The sequence below is a fragment of the Dyadobacter beijingensis DSM 21582 genome, from assembly GCF_000382205.1.
In the GTDB taxonomy this organism is placed as follows: domain Bacteria; phylum Bacteroidota; class Bacteroidia; order Cytophagales; family Spirosomataceae; genus Dyadobacter; species Dyadobacter beijingensis.
Genome location: NZ_KB907786.1, coordinates 1,359,206 through 1,375,680 on the forward strand (window position 1 = coordinate 1,359,206; position 16,475 = coordinate 1,375,680).

Consider the following 16,475-nt stretch of genomic DNA (forward strand, 5'->3'; position numbering starts at 1 on the left):
CAACACGGAATCTGTAAATATTCCGTGTCATTTGATTTTTGTACCTTCGTTGTGTGTCGACATTCTTAGAACTCAAATCATTTTACAAGCACATTAACCGCTCGCCGGAGACGGGGGAGAGTGAGGTGGGGCATTTTAATGTATTTAAAGTTGAGGATTTGCTGGTTTCGAAAAACAGGCCGGTGACGTATAGCCGACGGAATTTTTTCAAGGTCAGCCTCGTCACCGGGCATAGTAAGATCCATTACGCCGATCAATGCATCGAGGTGCGGGATTCGGCGCTGGTTTTTACCAATCCGATGATCCCTTACCATTGGGAGCGGATCGATGAGCGCCAGAGTGGGTTTGTCTGCATTTTTACGGAGGCGTTTTTCAGCCGGTTCGGGCATGTGAAGGATTATCCCGTCTTCCAGTCGGCCGGGGCGGCGGTAATCAGCTTGCGTGCGGAGGATGTGGGTTTTTATAATGATTTGTTTTTGAGGATGCTGGCGGAGCTGGAAGGGGATTATCTTTATAAATATGATTTCTTGCGGACCATGCTGATGGAACTTGTGCACAGCGCGCAGAAAATGGTGCCGACCGCCGGGCAGCCGCTATCGGGCTCGAATGCCGCCGAACGCATCACGGCATTGTTTGCGGAACTGCTGGAAAGACAGTTTCCGATCGAGCTGAGCAACCAGGTGATCCGGCTTAATACACCGTCGGCATTCGCGGGACAGCTCAATATCCATGTTAATCACCTCAATAAGGCCTTGAAGGAAACAACGGGGCAAACCACCTCGCAGCTCATCAGCGAGCGCATTGTGCAGGAGGCTAAAATCCTTTTGAAAAGTACCAACTGGACGATCAACGAAATCGCCTGGGGGCTGGGATTTGAAGAGCCCAACCATTTTTCAAGCTTTTTCAAGCATGCTGCGGGTGTCACGCCAAAGCAATTCAGGCAGGTGGATCTGGATTGATTTTTGTAGTTTTTGACTTCGAATCGGTATAGGCCGGGGGGCCGCCTTTCCGGAACTTTGTCCCATTAATCATGCATGACTATGTGGACAAAAAAGAACATCGGAGATCAGACTGGCAAGACGGCGATCGTGACCGGCGCCAATACCGGGATAGGATTTGAAACTGCCCTCGCTTTGTACGAAGCGGGCGCACATGTGGTACTCGCGTGCCGGAACGAGCGTAATGCGCAGGACGCCGCCGCGCGTATACAGGCACAAGGCGGCAAGGGCGGGCTGGAAACAGCGGTGCTGAACCTGGCGAATCTTCATGCTATCGGCGCATTGGCCGAAACGTTTATCCAAAAACACGAAAAACTCGACATCCTGATCAATAACGCGGGCGTGATGACCCCGCCCGCTTCCAAAACCGACGATGGTGTTGAACTCCAGTTCGGGGTGAACTTTCTGGGGCACTACGCATTGACGGGCCACTTATACCCGCTCCTGAATGCAACGCCGGGCGCGAGGATCGTGACGGTGAGCAGTATGGCTTACCTTCACGGCGCCATTGATTTTGCTAACCTCAGGTCGGAGCAGTCTTATGACGCGTTCCGTGAATATGCCCAAAGCAAGCTGGCGAATGTGCTGTTTGCCGTGGAGTTACAGCGCCGCATCGAAGCCGCCGGTGACCAGGTGATTTCTGTGGCAGCGCAGCCAGGCGCTAACAACACGGACCTTTCGCGATTTATGAACGAGGCCGATTACAATGCGGCCGTAGCCCGTATCGGCCAGCTTATGGACCCGTGGCAGGGCGCACTGCCTTCGCTGTATGCGGCGGTGGCCGATGAGGTGCAGGGAGGCGAATTTTACAGTCCGGACGAGCCGGGCGGCTACCGGGGTTACCCCGCGAAACTCGCGATCGAGCCGCACGGGATGGATCGGAATGTTGCTGCCCGGTTGTGGGAATGGGCTGAAAATGAGAGTGGTATCCGCTACGCGTTTTAATGCGGCAGTGCCACTTTGAGTAATTGAAATGTCCGGTTGCCAGGCGCCGGACATTTCTTTTGACAGGCATTAATCCATTTTGCTGATCGTCAGGTGAATGCCGTTCACATGTTTCTGGTCGCTCCCGAGCACAATCGGAAGAAAAGGCGCGTCGGGATCGAAACTGAGCATTAGCTGATCGCCAGCCGCCAGCGTCACGGCTCCTTCCACGAGGATGGTGCCGGAACTGGCCATGGTAGGACCGTTAGCCGAATTCGTAATGGGAAATACGCCCCGTGCATATTCCTGCAGCGTAATCGGATTTAAGATGATAATCGCCGGATCGTTGTCTGGCCCCAGCAAGATAGGTAGCGGGCTGGTCGACGAGTAGTTGATCCGGGCGGATAATTTGTAGGTACCCGCCGCCGTGACGGTATAAATGGATAGTTCGGGCGTGAAAATGCCGTTCGTTCCGGCTTGGAGTACGGTCCAGTTCGTGATAATGGCGCCGGGAAGGGTAAAGAATGGATTCAGCGTCGTGCCGTTGGCGGTGAAGTTGGCGGGTGCCGGCGTAGTTTGTGCACCTATTTTCTCCCAGGCAGTGCCGTTGTAAAAATAAAATCCGGGGCTGTTGTCCGTTTGGAAAATCATCAGACCGGTGGCGGGCGACTGTATGGCCGTGCGCCCGTCGAGGTCCATTCGGGGGATGAGCAAGCCCTTGTTTTCGGAGCTGATGTCGAGCTGCGCGCTGGCATGCGGCGTGGTGGTACCGACCCCCACCTGGGCACAAACGGTATTGCAAAGCATTAAAAACGCAGTAAACAGACCGATAATGGAGAAGTTTTTCATGTGATTCCGGGTTAAGAGGATGAATTACTGGCGAACGATTTTAAGGGTGCGGAATGTGCCGTCGTGGTGATAGACCTTGACGATATAAGTGCCGGGAGTTAAATGTTTCAGATCGAATTCAACCGATTGATTTACCACTGAAACGGGCAGACTACGCAGCGTCGTACCCCTCGTGTCGGCCAGCTCCACGCTTTTGACTTTTGCCAAATCATTGATTCTCACGGTAACCTTGTCGGTCGACGGATTGGGGAAGACATTCAATGCAACGTCTTCGAATGCAAGCCGGCGAATGGCGGTTAGGGCATACGAACCGTCCAGATCGACCATTTTCAACCGGTAATAGTTGTCGCTTTCAGGGCTTGGATCGGTGAAAAAGTAGGTCTTTCGGGAGTGGCTTTCGCCCTGGGCGACCATTTGTCCGATTACTTGCCAGTCGCGCGCGTCGCGGCTGCGGAGGATTTCAAAAGTGCCGCTATTCGTTTCGGAAGCTGTTGTCCAGGTCAGCAGGGCTGTTTTACCTTCATTTTTGGCATGAAAATCCACCAACGTCACGGGCAATGCGCCGGCGGAGTTGGTGGCCGTGATCGACGACAGGTTTTGTGCGGATAGCATCTGGGAAACATGGTGCCCCACGAGGTTGCGCGCGCTGCCGGAAGTGACCGTGAAAACGCCGTTGTCGGACGCGGAATAGCTGATTTCGAGGATGCTTTCGCTGTTTCCGTTCAACTCCGTGGACGGGTCGTAGATAATGCCCAGGAGCCCCGTGAAGTTAAGCGGCGTGTCGAACGTGTAGACGCGTTCGATACTGGCCGTGGGCGTACCGGGAATGGGTACATAGGAAAGCGATAACGACCGGTTGCTAATCGTCAGGTCGGACGAGGGCGTGAGCGTAAGGCTGTCGATCACCACGGGCGTGTCGCCGGTAATGTGGAAACCTTCGGCGCCGGCGCTAAACTGGGCGGTCACCGGCAGGGAAGCCAGCGCCATCAGCAGGAGGAGAGGTTGTTTCATCGTTTTTTGGGTTGCGTAAAATAAAAAGCCCGCTGAATGCTTTACTGCATACATCAAGGCGCTGTTCACGAAGTGGGGGGGGGCTGATTTTGAAATCGAAACTATGAAAATAGCGGGTTTTTACTGACTTTGGGCCTGCCATAAAATAAATAATTCATAACCCCTGCATGATCAACCTTTTATGAAAACACAACTCCCCGGCCTGTTCCTGTCATTGCTCGCGCTCGCTGCCTGCAATGGTCCCACGCAGGAAAAACAGGAAGCCAAAACCGCGCCGCTGCAAGGCACCTGGAAGCTTTTGAGCGGCACGCTGATCGAAAAAGGCGATACCACCGTGACTGACTATACGAAGGGCGTTTCCTTCATCAAGATCATCAACGAAAGCCATTTCGCCTTTTTGAACCATGATTTGAACAAAGGGAAAGATTCGACGGCCAGCTTTTCCGCCGGCGGCGGGACTTACACGCTGAAAGACAGCGCCTATACCGAAAAACTGGAATATTGCACCGCGCGCGAATGGGAAGGTAACGAATTCCATTTTACCGTTTCCATTCAAAACGATACGCTTGTGCAGCAGGGCGTGGAGAAGGTGGAAGCAGCCGGGGTGGAGCGGTTGAACATTGAAAAATATGTACGCGTAAAATGAGGGGTAAATAATCCTCTGTTCGGAAGCGCGGGCGAGTAATGCATGCGGACGCCTAACAAAAAGCCGGAGATGCGTTCCCCGGCTTTAAATCAATGCGGATTGCCCTACTTGGCGGGCTCTTTCACGGCTGTGATCGGAAATTCCCCGTCCTGCGATACGATGGTGCCCGAGAGTTTGTCGCCATCCTGCGTCATGGTCACGGTGAGGAGACCGCCCTGGAAATCCAGCTTGAATGTGACCTTACCCTGGTCCACGCTCAGTTCCTTCATTTCCATGCGCTCCTGCTGGCCGAGGTAGCCCGTAGTCTTGTCGTCCTTCTGCTCGAATGTCATGACGCCTGTTTCATACTCGGGCGGTACGTTGGAAACGGTGTATTTCCAGGTTCCGATTAAATCATTGGCCGTTTTGAGGTCAGCCGCGTAGGATACGGTTGCCGCGAGTGCGGTAACTGCCAGGATCATGGTAAGCAAGTACTTTACTTTCATTGTGTTAAATGGTTTTTGCTTGAACGATTGATTTTACATAGCAATGCGGCCCAATTTAGGAAAAAGCAGATAGCTTGCGATCCCGGCAATGTTATATTTTCAGTAACTAAATTACCATCGGCCTTAACGGCTGATTAACGGTACCCACCCGGTTATTTCCCGTCAATTCGTTTTTGCCTACCTGTTGCATTGGCATTTGCCCTACTTTTGGGACATGAAGCTTTTGGTCGCATATCTGTTGGCTTTTTACGTGCTTGCGCTTTCCTGCATTCCCTGCCAGGACGATGCGCCCGCATGGCCCGGCAGCGACGCGGCCGCTACCACCATCAGCAAGTCGGACATCGGCCATCGGGAGGTGATCGACCTTTGTTCTCCCTTCTGCATATGCGCGTGCTGCGCGAGCGTGACGATCAGCCCGGCCCTTGCCGCCCTGCCCGAAACGCCTGTTACCCAGCTGGTACCGCCGGCGCGTTTCGCTTATCTTCAAATGCATTACACCGGTAATCTGGCCGGGATCTGGCAGCCGCCGCAAGAAAGGGTATAATCCGCATATTTATCGGACAAGTCGTTGTTCCGGTGCCCGCAGGCACCCGGTGCGACGTCGCATACCTATTCATTGATCTCAGAAATGCTAGATAAAATCATACACTTTTCGATCCGCAACAAGCTGGTGATCGGAATATTTACATTGGCCCTCGTGGCCTGGGGGAGCTATTCCCTCACGCGGCTGCCCATCGACGCCGTGCCCGACATTACCAATAACCAGGTCCAGATCATTACCAGCAGCCCGTCGCTAGCCGCGCAGGAAGTGGAGCGGCTCGTCACATTCCCGGTGGAAACCGTGATGGCCACCATTCCCGAAACGGAAGAAATCCGTTCGATCTCGCGCTTCGGCCTGTCGGTCGTCACGATCGTTTTCAAGGACAAAGTGGACGTTTATTGGGCGCGGCAGCAGGTTTCCGAGCGCCTGCACAGCGCCGTGGAGCAGATTCCGCCCGGTTCCGGCACGCCCAGCCTCGCGCCGGTAACCACCGGGCTGGGGGAGATTTACCAATATGTGCTGCATACGAAACCCGGTTTCGAAAATAAATATTCGCCTATGGTGCTGCGGAGCATTCAGGACTGGCTTGTACGCCGGCAGCTGCTGGGCACGGCCGGTGTGGCGGATGTGAGCAGTTTCGGCGGTTTTTTGAAGCAATACGAAATCGCCATTGACCCGCTCAGGCTGCGTAGTGCGGGGCTATCCATTGCCCGTGTTTTCGAAGCATTGGAACAAAATAACCAGAATACCGGCGGGGCTTACATCGACAAAAAGCCGAATGCCTATTTCATCCGCAGCGAGGGGCTGATCGGCACGCTGGACGATATCCGTAAAATCCAGGTGAGTGAAACGGCCGCCGGCCTGCCCGTACTCATCCGCGATATTGCCGACGTGGGCTATGGCAGCGCCGTGCGGTATGGTGCCATGACGCGCAACGACGAGGGCGAAGTGGTGGGCGGCCTGGTACTGATGCTCAAAGGCGCCAATTCGTCGGAAGTGATCGGGAATGTAAAAGAGCGCATCGTGCAGATTCGCAAGAGCTTGCCGGAAGGCGTCGTCATCGAGCCGTTCCTCGACCGTACGAAACTCGTCAACAATGCGATCGGGACGGTGTCTCGGAACCTCGTGGAAGGCGCGCTGATCGTCATTTTTGTACTCATTCTGCTGCTGGGAAATATGCGGGCGGGGCTGGTAGTGGCCTCCGTGATCCCGCTGGCGATGCTTTTCGCCGTGAGTATGATGAACCTTTTCGGCGTTTCGGGCAACCTGATGAGCCTCGGCGCAATCGACTTCGGGCTGATCGTCGATGGGGCGGTAATTATCGTCGAGGCGACCTTGCACCACATTGTCGGCAAGCGGTATACGCACCGCCTCACGCAGGAAGAAATGGACCGCGAAGTGTACGAATCGGCGTCCAAAATCCGCAATTCGGCAGCATTCGGGGAGATCATCATCCTCATCGTGTACCTGCCGATCCTGGCATTGGTGGGGATCGAAGGCAAGATGTTCAGGCCGATGGCGCAGACGGTAAGTTTCGCGATCCTGGGTGCATTTATTCTCTCCTTAACCTACGTGCCTATGATGTCGGCCCTGTTTTTAAGCAAGAAAAATGAATACAAACCCGGCATCTCCGATCGGATCGTCGGCTTTTTCCACCGCATTTACCTGCCCGCGCTTAATTTTTCATTGCGGTGGAAATGGCTGGTGTCGGTAACGGCGGTGGTCATGCTGGCGGCGAGCGCGTGGCTGTTCCTGCGCATGGGCGGTGAATTTATCCCGCAGCTCGACGAGGGCGACTTCGCCGTAGAATTACGCGTGCTTACCGGCAGCTCATTGTCAGAAACCGTCGACGCCTCGCGGAAGGCTGCCGCCGTGCTGCTCAAAAACTTCCCCGACGAGGTGGTGGAAGTGGTCGGTAAGATCGGATCGTCCGAAATTCCGACCGATCCGATGCCTGTCGAGGCGGGGGATATGATGGTGATTCTGAAAGAAAAATCGGCCTGGAAAAAGGCGGATAGCCGGGAAGAGCTGGCTGAAAAAATGCATGCGGTCCTTTCCGAATCGATCGCGGGTGTGACATTCGGCTTCCAGCAGCCTATTCAAATGCGTTTCAACGAGCTCATGACGGGCGTGAAGCAGGATGTAGCGATCAAGATTTTCGGGGAAGACCTGGACGTGCTCGCACGTTATGCCGCCCGTATCGGCAAGCTCGCCGGCGGCGTGCGCGGGGCCGAGGACGTGTACGTGGAGGCTGTTACCGGCCTGCCGCAGATCGTCGTGCGGTTCGACCGGGACAAGCTCGCACAATTCAATATCCCGGTCGCCGAAGCGAACAGGACGCTGAATGCCGCATTCGCAGGGGCCGGGGCAGGTTTGGTATTTGAAGGCGAAAAGCGGTTCGACCTCGTGGTACGGCTGCGAAATGTCGACCGGCAGCGTATAGACGACGTCCGTGGCCTGTTCGTGACCAGCAGCGAAGGCCAGCAGGTCCCGCTCGACCAGCTCGCAGCCATTGAAATGAAAACCGGCGCCAACCAGATCCAGCGCGAGGACGCCAAACGGCGCATTACCGTGGCGTTCAACGTGCGTGGCCGCGACGTGGAAAGTATTGTCAATGAGCTCAGCGCGCGCATCGACCGGGAAATCAAGCTGCCGCCGGGGTATTTCGTGACCTACGGCGGTCAGTTTCAGAACTTGCAGGAAGCCAATGCCCGGCTGGCCGTAGCGGTACCCGTGGCGTTGCTGCTGATTTTTGTGTTACTCTATTTCACGTTCCATTCGCTGCGGCAAAGCACGCTGGTGCTGACGGCCATCCCGTTTTCGGCCATTGGCGGCGTGCTGGCGCTTTGGGTGCGCGATATGCCGTTCAGCATTTCGGCAGGGATCGGTTTCATTGCCTTGTTCGGCGTGGCGGTGCTGAACGGCATCGTGCTGATCGGCGAGTTCAATGCGCTCCGGCAATCGGGTGAGACGGATTTGCGCAAAGTGATCTTTACGGGTACCGAAACGCGCCTGCGGCCGGTGCTGATGACGGCGCTTGTGGCGTCGCTCGGCTTTTTGCCGATGGCACTGTCGTCGAGCGCGGGGGCGGAAGTGCAGCGCCCGCTGGCGACGGTGGTGATCGGCGGGCTGGTTTCGGCTACATTGCTGACGTTGCTCGTGCTGCCGGTATGGTATGGCATGGTAGAACGGCGCTGGGGCGTCGGGAGCCGGGGAAAAGTGGTGGGTGTGGCGGTAATCGGCCTGGTTATGTGCTTTTTACCTGCACGTACCCAAGCTCAGGAAGCCGCGGCACGTAAGCTCACGCTCCGGCAGGCGGTGGACGAAGCATTGGACCGCAACCCGGTCATCAAGGGCAATGTGTACCGGATAGGTTACCAGCAGGCGCTCACTAAAACCGCCGCCGATTTTGCCAAAACCGACTTTTCATGGATGGGCGGGCAGTATAACAGCGTGAAATTCGACAACCATTTTCTTTTGTCCCAAAATCTGCCGAACCCTGCTGCGGTAGCACGGCGGAAGTCGCTGCTGTCGGAAGAAGTGGCCGGCGTGCAGGCGGAAATGGAGGTGACCAAAGCGGAGCTGATCAGGCAGGTGAAGGTCAATTTTCAGCAGCAGGTTTTGCTGAAAACAAGGGGCAAACTACAGTTGGCGGAGCGCCAACGCGCCGAACGTTTTGTGAAAGCAGCCGAAATGCGGTTCAAAACCGGTGAAACCAACCAGCTCGAATATGCCACCGCCCAAAGCCAGCTCGGCGATGTGCGTGCGCAGCAGATCCGGAACCAGGGTGATTTGCTGAACCTGCAACGCGCATTGCAGGCGCTGGTGAACGGCAGTGCCCTCGCGGAGGCCGACGCGGACTCGCTCCTGCGCAGGAACCCGGCGTCGTCTTCGCCTGACACGGCGATGTTGAACAGTAATCCCTATTTGCGCCTCCTCAACCAGCAAGCGGCTATCGGCCGCAAGCAAACGGCGGTGCAAAAAGCCGCGATCCTACCCGAACTGAATGTGGGCTATTTCAACCAGTCGTTAACCGGTTTTCAGAATACCGGCAATGGTGAGGTGTATTACGGTGCCGGAAGGCGCTTTCAGGGCGTGCAGGTGGGCGTGCAGCTGCCGATTTTCAATGGGGCGGCGAAAGCCCGGGTGAGGGCGGCGCAGGCAGGCGAGCAAGTGGCGGCCAGCCGGATGGAAGCGGCCCGTGTACAGCTAAATAGCGACTGGGAGCAGGCGATGAGAAGCCTGGAAACGGCGCGGCAAAACCTGGACCTGTACGAAGAAAGCACCCTGCCGCTTGCCGGAACGATCCAGTCCAATGCAAGCCGTGCCTATGAAACCGGCGAGATCGGGTATATCGAATACGGCCAGGCCTGGAACCGGGCATTGGGTATCCGCCTCACCTGGCTCGATTTGCTGTATGCTTACAATCAGTCGGTTATCCAAATTGAATTTCTTTTAAATGAGCAGTAACCCCCATTCATTCATGAAAAATATAGCATTTGCACTGTTGCTGGCATTCGCCGCAGCCGCCTGCAAGCCGGGCGCGGACAAGGAAGCCGGGGAGGCTGCGGAAGCGCCCGCAACCGAAGAAACCAGTCAGGTAGACTTGACGCAGGCCCAATACGAAACGGCCGGCATTGAAACCGCCGGCTTTTCGGTAAGGAAACTGAGCGGGACCGTAGCCGCCAATGGCGTGATCGACATTCCGCCGCAGAACCTGGTAAGCATTTCTGCGCCGCTCGGCGGGTTTGTCCGGAAATCGGAATTGTTGCAGGGGATGAAAGTGCAGAAGGGAGAAGTGCTGGCGGTGGTCGAAAACCCCGATTTTATCCCCATGCAGCAGGATTACCTCGAAACCCAGGGCAAGCTGGAATATGCCGGGCAGGAGTATCAGCGCCAGAGCGAGCTAAGCAAGGAGAATGTGAATGCGCAAAAGGCATTGCAGCAGGCGTCGTCCGAGCTGAAAGTGCTGCTTGCGCGGCTCGCCGGGTTGAAGGAGCGCATCCGCACGGCCGGTATCGACATGGCCGGGCTGGAAAAGGGCCATATTGCCAGCACGGCGTCCATCCGCTCGCCCATTGCGGGCTCTGTAACGGTCGTGAATGTGAACCTGGGCAAATACGTAAACCCGACGGACGTCATGTTCGAAATCGTCGATACCGATCACTTGCATGTGGAACTGGCTGTTTTTGAGCAGGATATTCCCAAAGTGAAGCTGGGACAGCTGGTGCGTTTCCGGGTGAGCAACAACCCGGCACAGGAGGATCTGGCGAAGGTTTATTTGATTAACCAAAAAATCAACGACGACCGTACGGTGCGCGTGCATTGCCACCTCGAAAGCGAAGACCACAGCCTGCTGCCGCAAAACTTCGTGAAAGCGGTCATCGAAACCGGCGCAAATCCCGTGAATGCCTTGCCCGACGAAGCGGTCGTGGACTTTGAAGGGAAATCGTACGTGTTTGTGAAAGACCCGAAAAAGGAGCGTGGCTTCGATATGGTGGAAGTGTCGAGAGGTATTTCCGAAAATGGATTTACCGAGGTGAAAATGCCGGCCACTGCGAAGGAAAACAGCACTTTCGTTGTGAAAGGGGCCTATGCATTATTGTCCAAACTGAAAAACGCGGACGAAGAAGAGCACTAACGAAGAGATGGGCAGGGAGCGGGAAGCTGCTCGCCTGCCTATGCTTTGATGCGGTTGACGAGCGCCTGTACCGTCGCTAGGACGTGCTCCATATGGCGATAATCACCGGTCACTTTTGAAAACATGACCCCTCCTTCGATGAGGGCGATTATGGAAACGGCCATTTCCTCGGCATTGACGCCCGGCTGGAACTCGCCGGCCTCGGTACCAAGCCGGATAATGTCCATCAGACTTTTTTTCCAGCTGTTCAGCGCCTTGGCCGCGCTTAACTGGAGCGGGACGTTGGTATCGTCGGCCTCGACGGCGGTATTCAGGATGGGGCATCCGCCGCGGTTGCCTACGCTCGAAATCACGTTTTTATATACACGGCCGTACACCATCAGTTTTTCGTAGTAGGTCGGGGCTTTGTCGAGCTGGGCCTTCACGGTATTGAAAACGAGCGAGCGGTTGTATTCAAATACCGCCAGCGCCACTTCCTCCTTGTTCTCGAAATTACCGTAGATGCTGCCCTTCGTGAGGCCGGTCGCCTCGGTGATATCCGACATGGATGTGCCTGCATACCCTTTCCGGTTGAAAATTTCGGCGGTTTTTTCAATAATGAAGTTGCGCGTACGCTCGGCTTTCGATGTTCCTGCATTCATAGTACTACAAATATACCAATTGGTATTTATTTTAACAAATGGAAATGCAGCTGTCAAAGGGTGTCAGGCTGAGATTGCGGGCAGGATTTTCCCCCGTAATTCGCCGAAACCGACGCGGACATTTTCTTTTTGCCCGAAACCCCGCATACAAACGACGTCGTGGTCTTCCAGAAAGCGCCTTTCGGCACCATTTGCAAGTTGAATGCGCTGCTGACCATTGACAGTGGCTTCGAGCAGGCAGCCTTTGCCGGTGAGCTCGCGGCTGCTGATGGTGCCGGTAGCGAGCAGGTCGCCTGTTTGCAGGTTGCAGCCGGTGATGGTGTGATGGGCAATCTGCTGCGCGGCCGTCCAGTACAAGTGTCGGGCATTGGTTTGGCAAACGACCGATTCTTCGCCGTGCTCCGGTTTGATGCTCACCGAAAGCGACAGGTCGAAATTAGTACGCGGATTTGCGGCAAGGTAGGGAATTGGCGCAGGCGATTGCGCTGGCGCGGGTACGCGGAAGAGCTGCAATGCATCCCACGTGACGATCCACGGTGAAATGCCGGATGCGAAGTTTTTGCTCGTAAATGGTCCCAGCGGCTGGTATTCCCAGCGCTGAATATCGCGGGCCGACCAGTCATTGAAAAGCACCACCCCGAAAATGTAATCTTCCGCCTCGCCCACCGGTACCGGGCGGCCGAAGACCGAATCTTTGCCGATCACAAATGCCAGTTCCAGCTCGTAATCCAGCGCATTGGTAGGGATAAATGCCGGATTCCCGTCCTTTTGCCCCACCTGCCCCCACGGTCGGCGTACCGGCGTGCCCGACACGACGATGGAAGACGCCCGGCCGTGATAGGCGACGGGCAAATGCTTCCAGTTGGGAAACAGGGGGTTTTCGGGCCGGAAAAGCTGCCCGACGCCGAATGCATGTTCCTCACTCGAATAGAAATCGGTGTAATTGCCGACCTTCATCGGCATATGCATCTGCACGTCCCGAAGTGGTATCAGCAAGTGGCCGGCATATTGCTGCAATACGGAGCCAGGCTCGCAAAGCGCGTGTTGAACGGTTTTTCGCACATAATCGGAAAATTCCCGGCCGAGTGTCATCAGGTCATTCAGCACGGGCTTTCGGAAAACGCCGCCGGCCTCCGGATAATGCGGAAAAAGGTCCAATGCGTAAGCCGCGGCCAGGTCCAGTACCCAGTCGCCGATCGCCACGCCTGCCCGCGCCGGGCGTTCGTCGCTGAATATCCCGAACGGCAGGTTATGGATGGAAAAGTCGGAATCGGGTGCGATGGGGAGCCAGGATTGCATAGGTTGAAAGTGTTAAGCCTGCTGGGCCGAATATGCTTCCAGCAATGGCTCGATGCCGGTTACGGATTCGTACAGCTGGTCGTAGGAATCAATGACAAAATAATGGTCCTGGTAGCGGTCAATATGGTAAGGCGTATCCAGCACCATCGGCAGGTCGAAATCGCGCTTGGGCACGTCTTCACGCAGGCAGTACGTACTCTCTCCCGACGATGAGATAATGCCGCCGCCGTAGATTTTCAAGGTACCATCCTCCCGGATCAGCCCGAACTCGACCGTGTACCAGTACAGCCGCGAAATGCGCTGTAAAACTTCCTCCTGATCGATATGCTTCAATGCGACCTCGCTCAAATGCGCCATAAAATCGCAGAATGCCTGGTTGCTGAGCAGGGGAACGTGCCCGAATGTGTCGTGGAACATATCGGGTTCTTCGAGATAGTCGATCTGCTCGGGTTTGCGCAGCCAGCTGGTAGCCGGAAATTGCCGGTTGTACAAATGCGTGTAAAATTCGCGGTGCGGGATCAGGCCGGGCACAACGTATACTTCCCAGCCTGTCAATTTGTGAAGTGCCGGGTTCGTTTCCCGATCGAAATCGGGAATGTGGCCGGCCACGAAACCGACCTTTTCGACGCCGTCCAGGTAGGCGCGGCTGGCAATGCGCGGCAGCTGCGCCATTTGCCGGGTGAAAAGCTGCTGCCACATCCGGTGGTCGGCCGGGGTATAATGTCGATAGTCCTGGTTCATGATTGACAAAGGTTTACATCAGAGCGTGCCCCGCAGCATCTGCTCGCGCTCGATCGCTTCGAACAATGCTTTGAAATTGCCTTTTCCAAAAGATTGTGCCCCTTTTCGTTGGATAATCTCGAAAAAAAGCGTCGGGCGAGGCATCACGGGTTTGGTGAAAATTTGCAGGAGGTACCCCTCATCGTCGCGGTCGACGAGGATACCGAGCTCACGGAGGCTGGCAATATCCTCGTCGATATGGCCGACGCGCTGTTCGAGGTCGTCGTAATAGGCCGCCGGTACCCGAAGAAATTCCACCCCTCGCTCGCGCAGGGCATGCACGGTGTCCACGATATGGTCGGTTGCGACGGCAATGTGCTGCACGCCCGGTCCGCCGTAAAAATCGAGGTATTCTTCCACCTGCGACTTCTTTTTACCCTCCGCCGGCTCGTTGATCGGGAATTTGATGCGTCCGTTCCCGTTGCTCATCACCTTGCTCATCAATGCCGAATAGTCGGTAGAAATGTCCTTGTCGTCAAACGAAACCATCATTTTGAACCCCATTACCTCCTCATAAAACTTCACCCAGCGGTTCATTTCGTTCCACCCGACATTGCCGACCATGTGATCGATATACCGCAGGCCCGCAGGCTCCGGCGAATGCTCGGGCTGCCAGGTCACAAATCCGGGCAGGAAAGTGCCGTGATAGTCTTTCCGTTCCACGAAAATGTGCACCGTGTCACCATACGTGCAGATCCCCGACCGGACGGTCTGCCCGTCGCGGTCTTTCTCGGCAAGCGGTTCGAGAAACGGCCGCGCACCTCGTTTCACCGTTTCCCGGTAAGCCTGCCGGGCGTCGTCGACCCATAGCGCGATGGCCTTTACGCCATCGCCATGCCGGTCGATATGCGCGCCGATGGGCGTGCCGCCGTGGAGTGGGGAAGTAAAAACGAGCCGGATCTTGCCCTGAACGACCACGTAGGATTCGCGGTCGGTGAGCCCGGTTTCGAGCCCGGCCATCGCCAGCGGCTGAAACCCGAATGCATTCCGGAAATAGTGCGCCGATTGCAAGGCATTGCCGACAAACAACTCGACATAATCCGTACCATTGATGGGAAGGAAATCGGGGGTTGTCGGCGGGGCGGTTGGTGCTGGCAGGGTGGACATGGTGTGGTTGTTGATCGGTTGTTCGTTGTGGTCAGGTATGGTCACTTTTAGTCAGGTGTTGTCATTTTGTTGAAGTAACTGAATGCCTATTCCTGGCAACACCTCACTATTTCCTGACCATTACTGACAATTCTTGAATACATTACCCCTCGGCCCAGCTGCTAAAATACCGCCCGTCATCAATGGCAACAGCCTGCTCCGTCAGCATCAGCGGGCGGAAGGTATCGACCATGACGGCAAGTTCCCGGGTTTCTTTTTTACCGATGCTTCGCTCGTATGCGCCGGGGTGCGGGCCGTGCGGGATGCCGCCGGGGTGGAGGGTAATATGCCCCTGTGCGATGTCGTTGCGGCTCATGAAATCGCCGTCGACGTAGTAAAGCACCTCGTCGGAATCGATGTTGCTGTGGTTGTATGGGGCCGGTATGGCCAGCGGGTGGTAGTCGTAAAGCCTTGGACAAAAGGAGCATACAACGAACGCGTCGGTCTGGAACGTCTGGTGTACCGGCGGCGGCTGATGAATGCGGCCGGTAATGGGTTCGAAATTATGGATCGAAAATGCCCAGGGATAATTGTAACCGTCCCAGCCGATCACGTCGAACGGGTGCGTTTCGTAGGTTAGCGGGTGAATATGCCCCTGTTTCTTGATTTTGATGAGAAAATCGCCGTGTTGGTCGTGCGTTTCGAGGTGACGGGGCAGGATGTAATCGCGCTCGCAGTAAGGCGAATGCTCGGTCAGCTGCCCGAAATGGTTGCGGTAGCGCTTTGGCGTGTAAATGGGCGAATGCGATTCGAGGTACAGCAGCCGGTTGTCCGCGCCGTCGAATTCGATCTGGTAAATCGTCCCGCGCGGGATCAGCACATAGTCGCCGTAGGTAAACGGCACTTGCCCGAACGGCGTCCGCAGCCGGCCCGAACCGCGGTGTACGAACAGCAGCTCGTCGGCATCGGTATTTTTGTAAAAATAATCCATCGGAAGGCCCTGCGGCGCCGCCAGGCCGAATATCAGGTCGCGGTTCACGAGCAATGACACTCGGCTTTCGAGGTAATCGGCCGCCGGTTGAATGTCGAAGCCAATCAGCTTTCGCATGGTCATATTATTGCCGACTGCAATACGGGGCTGTACATCGTAAGGCTCGCCAATCGACTTCACCTGCGTGGGCCGCCAGGTGTGATAGAGGAGGGAAGACATGCCTTCGAAACCGATCGTTCCGAAGAGTTCTTCATAATAAAGCCCGCCGTCGTTTTTGCGAAACTGCGTGTGCCGCTTGGGCGGAATGGTTCCTAGTTGATGATAAATCGGCATATCCTTCGCATTAGTAAGTTAGCCAATGGTTGTCTATGCAATTATAAGAAAAACAAATCAATATTTAAATAAAAATTTGTATTATTTTTAAAATGTCAATATTGATAACGCTTAATAAGTTCTAAGTGCATTCATATTTGTTCGATCAAATAATAAGAATAAATTTGAACTGCATTTCGGTCGCAGCTACCATTTCAGCAACGCCGATTTCCCCCATCCTGATTCACGAGGCCTTCCTGCCGCTCTGTTG

14 protein-coding genes are annotated in these 16,475 nt (G+C 55.4%); 6 read left to right on the top strand and 8 right to left on the bottom strand.

Annotated features, from left to right (window positions below; genetic code table 11):
- The first annotated feature begins 53 nt into the window (after nt 1–53).
- Both H144_RS0105620 and H144_RS0105625 read left to right on the top strand, forming a co-directional pair.
- Complete coding sequence (locus H144_RS0105620; RefSeq protein ID WP_019941067.1) at nt 54–959, top strand: helix-turn-helix domain-containing protein; 906 nt, start codon at nt 54–56, stop codon at nt 957–959.
- A gap of 81 nt (nt 960–1,040) precedes the next feature.
- Entirely contained in the window at nt 1,041–1,943 is a 903-nt protein-coding gene (locus tag H144_RS0105625) for an oxidoreductase (RefSeq protein ID WP_019941068.1), read from the top strand.
- 69 nt (nt 1,944–2,012) lie between these two features.
- Here the strand turns inward: H144_RS0105625 and H144_RS33165 are convergent, their stop codons facing one another.
- Together H144_RS33165 and H144_RS0105635 are read right to left on the bottom strand one after the other, a co-directional pair.
- Nucleotides 2,013–2,771 (bottom strand): phage tail-like protein, encoded by a 759-nt coding sequence (locus H144_RS33165; RefSeq protein WP_019941069.1) that lies wholly within the window; start codon nt 2,769–2,771, stop codon nt 2,013–2,015.
- A 24-nt stretch (nt 2,772–2,795) separates the two neighbouring features.
- On the bottom strand, nt 2,796–3,782 hold the full coding sequence (locus H144_RS0105635) for a T9SS type A sorting domain-containing protein (RefSeq protein ID WP_019941070.1): 987 nt from the start codon (nt 3,780–3,782) through the stop codon (nt 2,796–2,798).
- A gap of 181 nt (nt 3,783–3,963) precedes the next feature.
- On the opposite strand from H144_RS0105635, the gene H144_RS0105640 reads away from it, so the two are divergent.
- Nucleotides 3,964–4,428 carry a hypothetical protein gene (locus tag H144_RS0105640; protein ID WP_019941071.1) on the top strand — a complete coding sequence of 155 codons (465 nt, stop codon included), beginning with the start codon at nt 3,964–3,966 and terminating at the stop codon, nt 4,426–4,428.
- A gap of 104 nt (nt 4,429–4,532) precedes the next feature.
- Here the strand turns inward: H144_RS0105640 and H144_RS0105645 are convergent, their stop codons facing one another.
- Nucleotides 4,533–4,913, bottom strand: coding sequence for a hypothetical protein (locus tag H144_RS0105645; protein WP_019941072.1), 381 nt, complete (start codon nt 4,911–4,913; stop codon nt 4,533–4,535).
- A gap of 214 nt (nt 4,914–5,127) precedes the next feature.
- Here H144_RS0105645 and H144_RS33170 point away from each other — a divergent pair, with 214 nt between their 5' ends.
- From H144_RS33170 to H144_RS0105660, 3 genes are all read left to right on the top strand, one after another.
- Nucleotides 5,128–5,457 carry a DUF6660 family protein gene (locus tag H144_RS33170; protein WP_019941073.1) on the top strand — a complete coding sequence of 110 codons (330 nt, stop codon included), beginning with the start codon at nt 5,128–5,130 and terminating at the stop codon, nt 5,455–5,457.
- Between the two features lie 84 nt (nt 5,458–5,541).
- Nucleotides 5,542–9,924: a CusA/CzcA family heavy metal efflux RND transporter gene (locus H144_RS0105655; RefSeq protein ID WP_019941074.1), complete on the top strand. Its 4,383-nt coding sequence runs from the start codon at nt 5,542–5,544 to the stop codon at nt 9,922–9,924.
- A gap of 13 nt (nt 9,925–9,937) precedes the next feature.
- On the top strand, nt 9,938–11,095 hold the full coding sequence (locus tag H144_RS0105660) for an efflux RND transporter periplasmic adaptor subunit (RefSeq protein ID WP_033402451.1): 1,158 nt from the start codon (nt 9,938–9,940) through the stop codon (nt 11,093–11,095).
- A gap of 38 nt (nt 11,096–11,133) precedes the next feature.
- On the opposite strand, the gene H144_RS0105665 is transcribed toward H144_RS0105660, so the two are convergent.
- The 5 genes from H144_RS0105665 to H144_RS0105685 form a co-directional block, all read right to left on the bottom strand.
- Nucleotides 11,134–11,736, bottom strand: a complete 603-nt coding sequence (locus tag H144_RS0105665) for a TetR family transcriptional regulator C-terminal domain-containing protein (RefSeq protein WP_019941076.1) — start codon at nt 11,734–11,736, stop codon at nt 11,134–11,136.
- A gap of 63 nt (nt 11,737–11,799) precedes the next feature.
- Nucleotides 11,800–13,035: a fumarylacetoacetase gene (gene fahA, locus H144_RS0105670; RefSeq protein WP_019941077.1), complete on the bottom strand. Its 1,236-nt coding sequence runs from the start codon at nt 13,033–13,035 to the stop codon at nt 11,800–11,802.
- Nucleotides 13,036–13,047: 12 nt separating this feature from the next.
- Nucleotides 13,048–13,776 carry a phenylalanine 4-monooxygenase gene (locus H144_RS0105675; protein ID WP_019941078.1) on the bottom strand — a complete coding sequence of 243 codons (729 nt, stop codon included), beginning with the start codon at nt 13,774–13,776 and terminating at the stop codon, nt 13,048–13,050.
- Nucleotides 13,777–13,794: 18 nt separating this feature from the next.
- Nucleotides 13,795–14,922 carry a 4-hydroxyphenylpyruvate dioxygenase gene (gene hppD, locus H144_RS0105680; RefSeq protein WP_026350443.1) on the bottom strand — a complete coding sequence of 376 codons (1,128 nt, stop codon included), beginning with the start codon at nt 14,920–14,922 and terminating at the stop codon, nt 13,795–13,797.
- A 142-nt stretch (nt 14,923–15,064) separates the two neighbouring features.
- Nucleotides 15,065–16,225, bottom strand: coding sequence for a homogentisate 1,2-dioxygenase (locus H144_RS0105685; protein WP_019941080.1), 1,161 nt, complete (start codon nt 16,223–16,225; stop codon nt 15,065–15,067).
- Nucleotides 16,226–16,475: the final 250 nt, after the last annotated feature.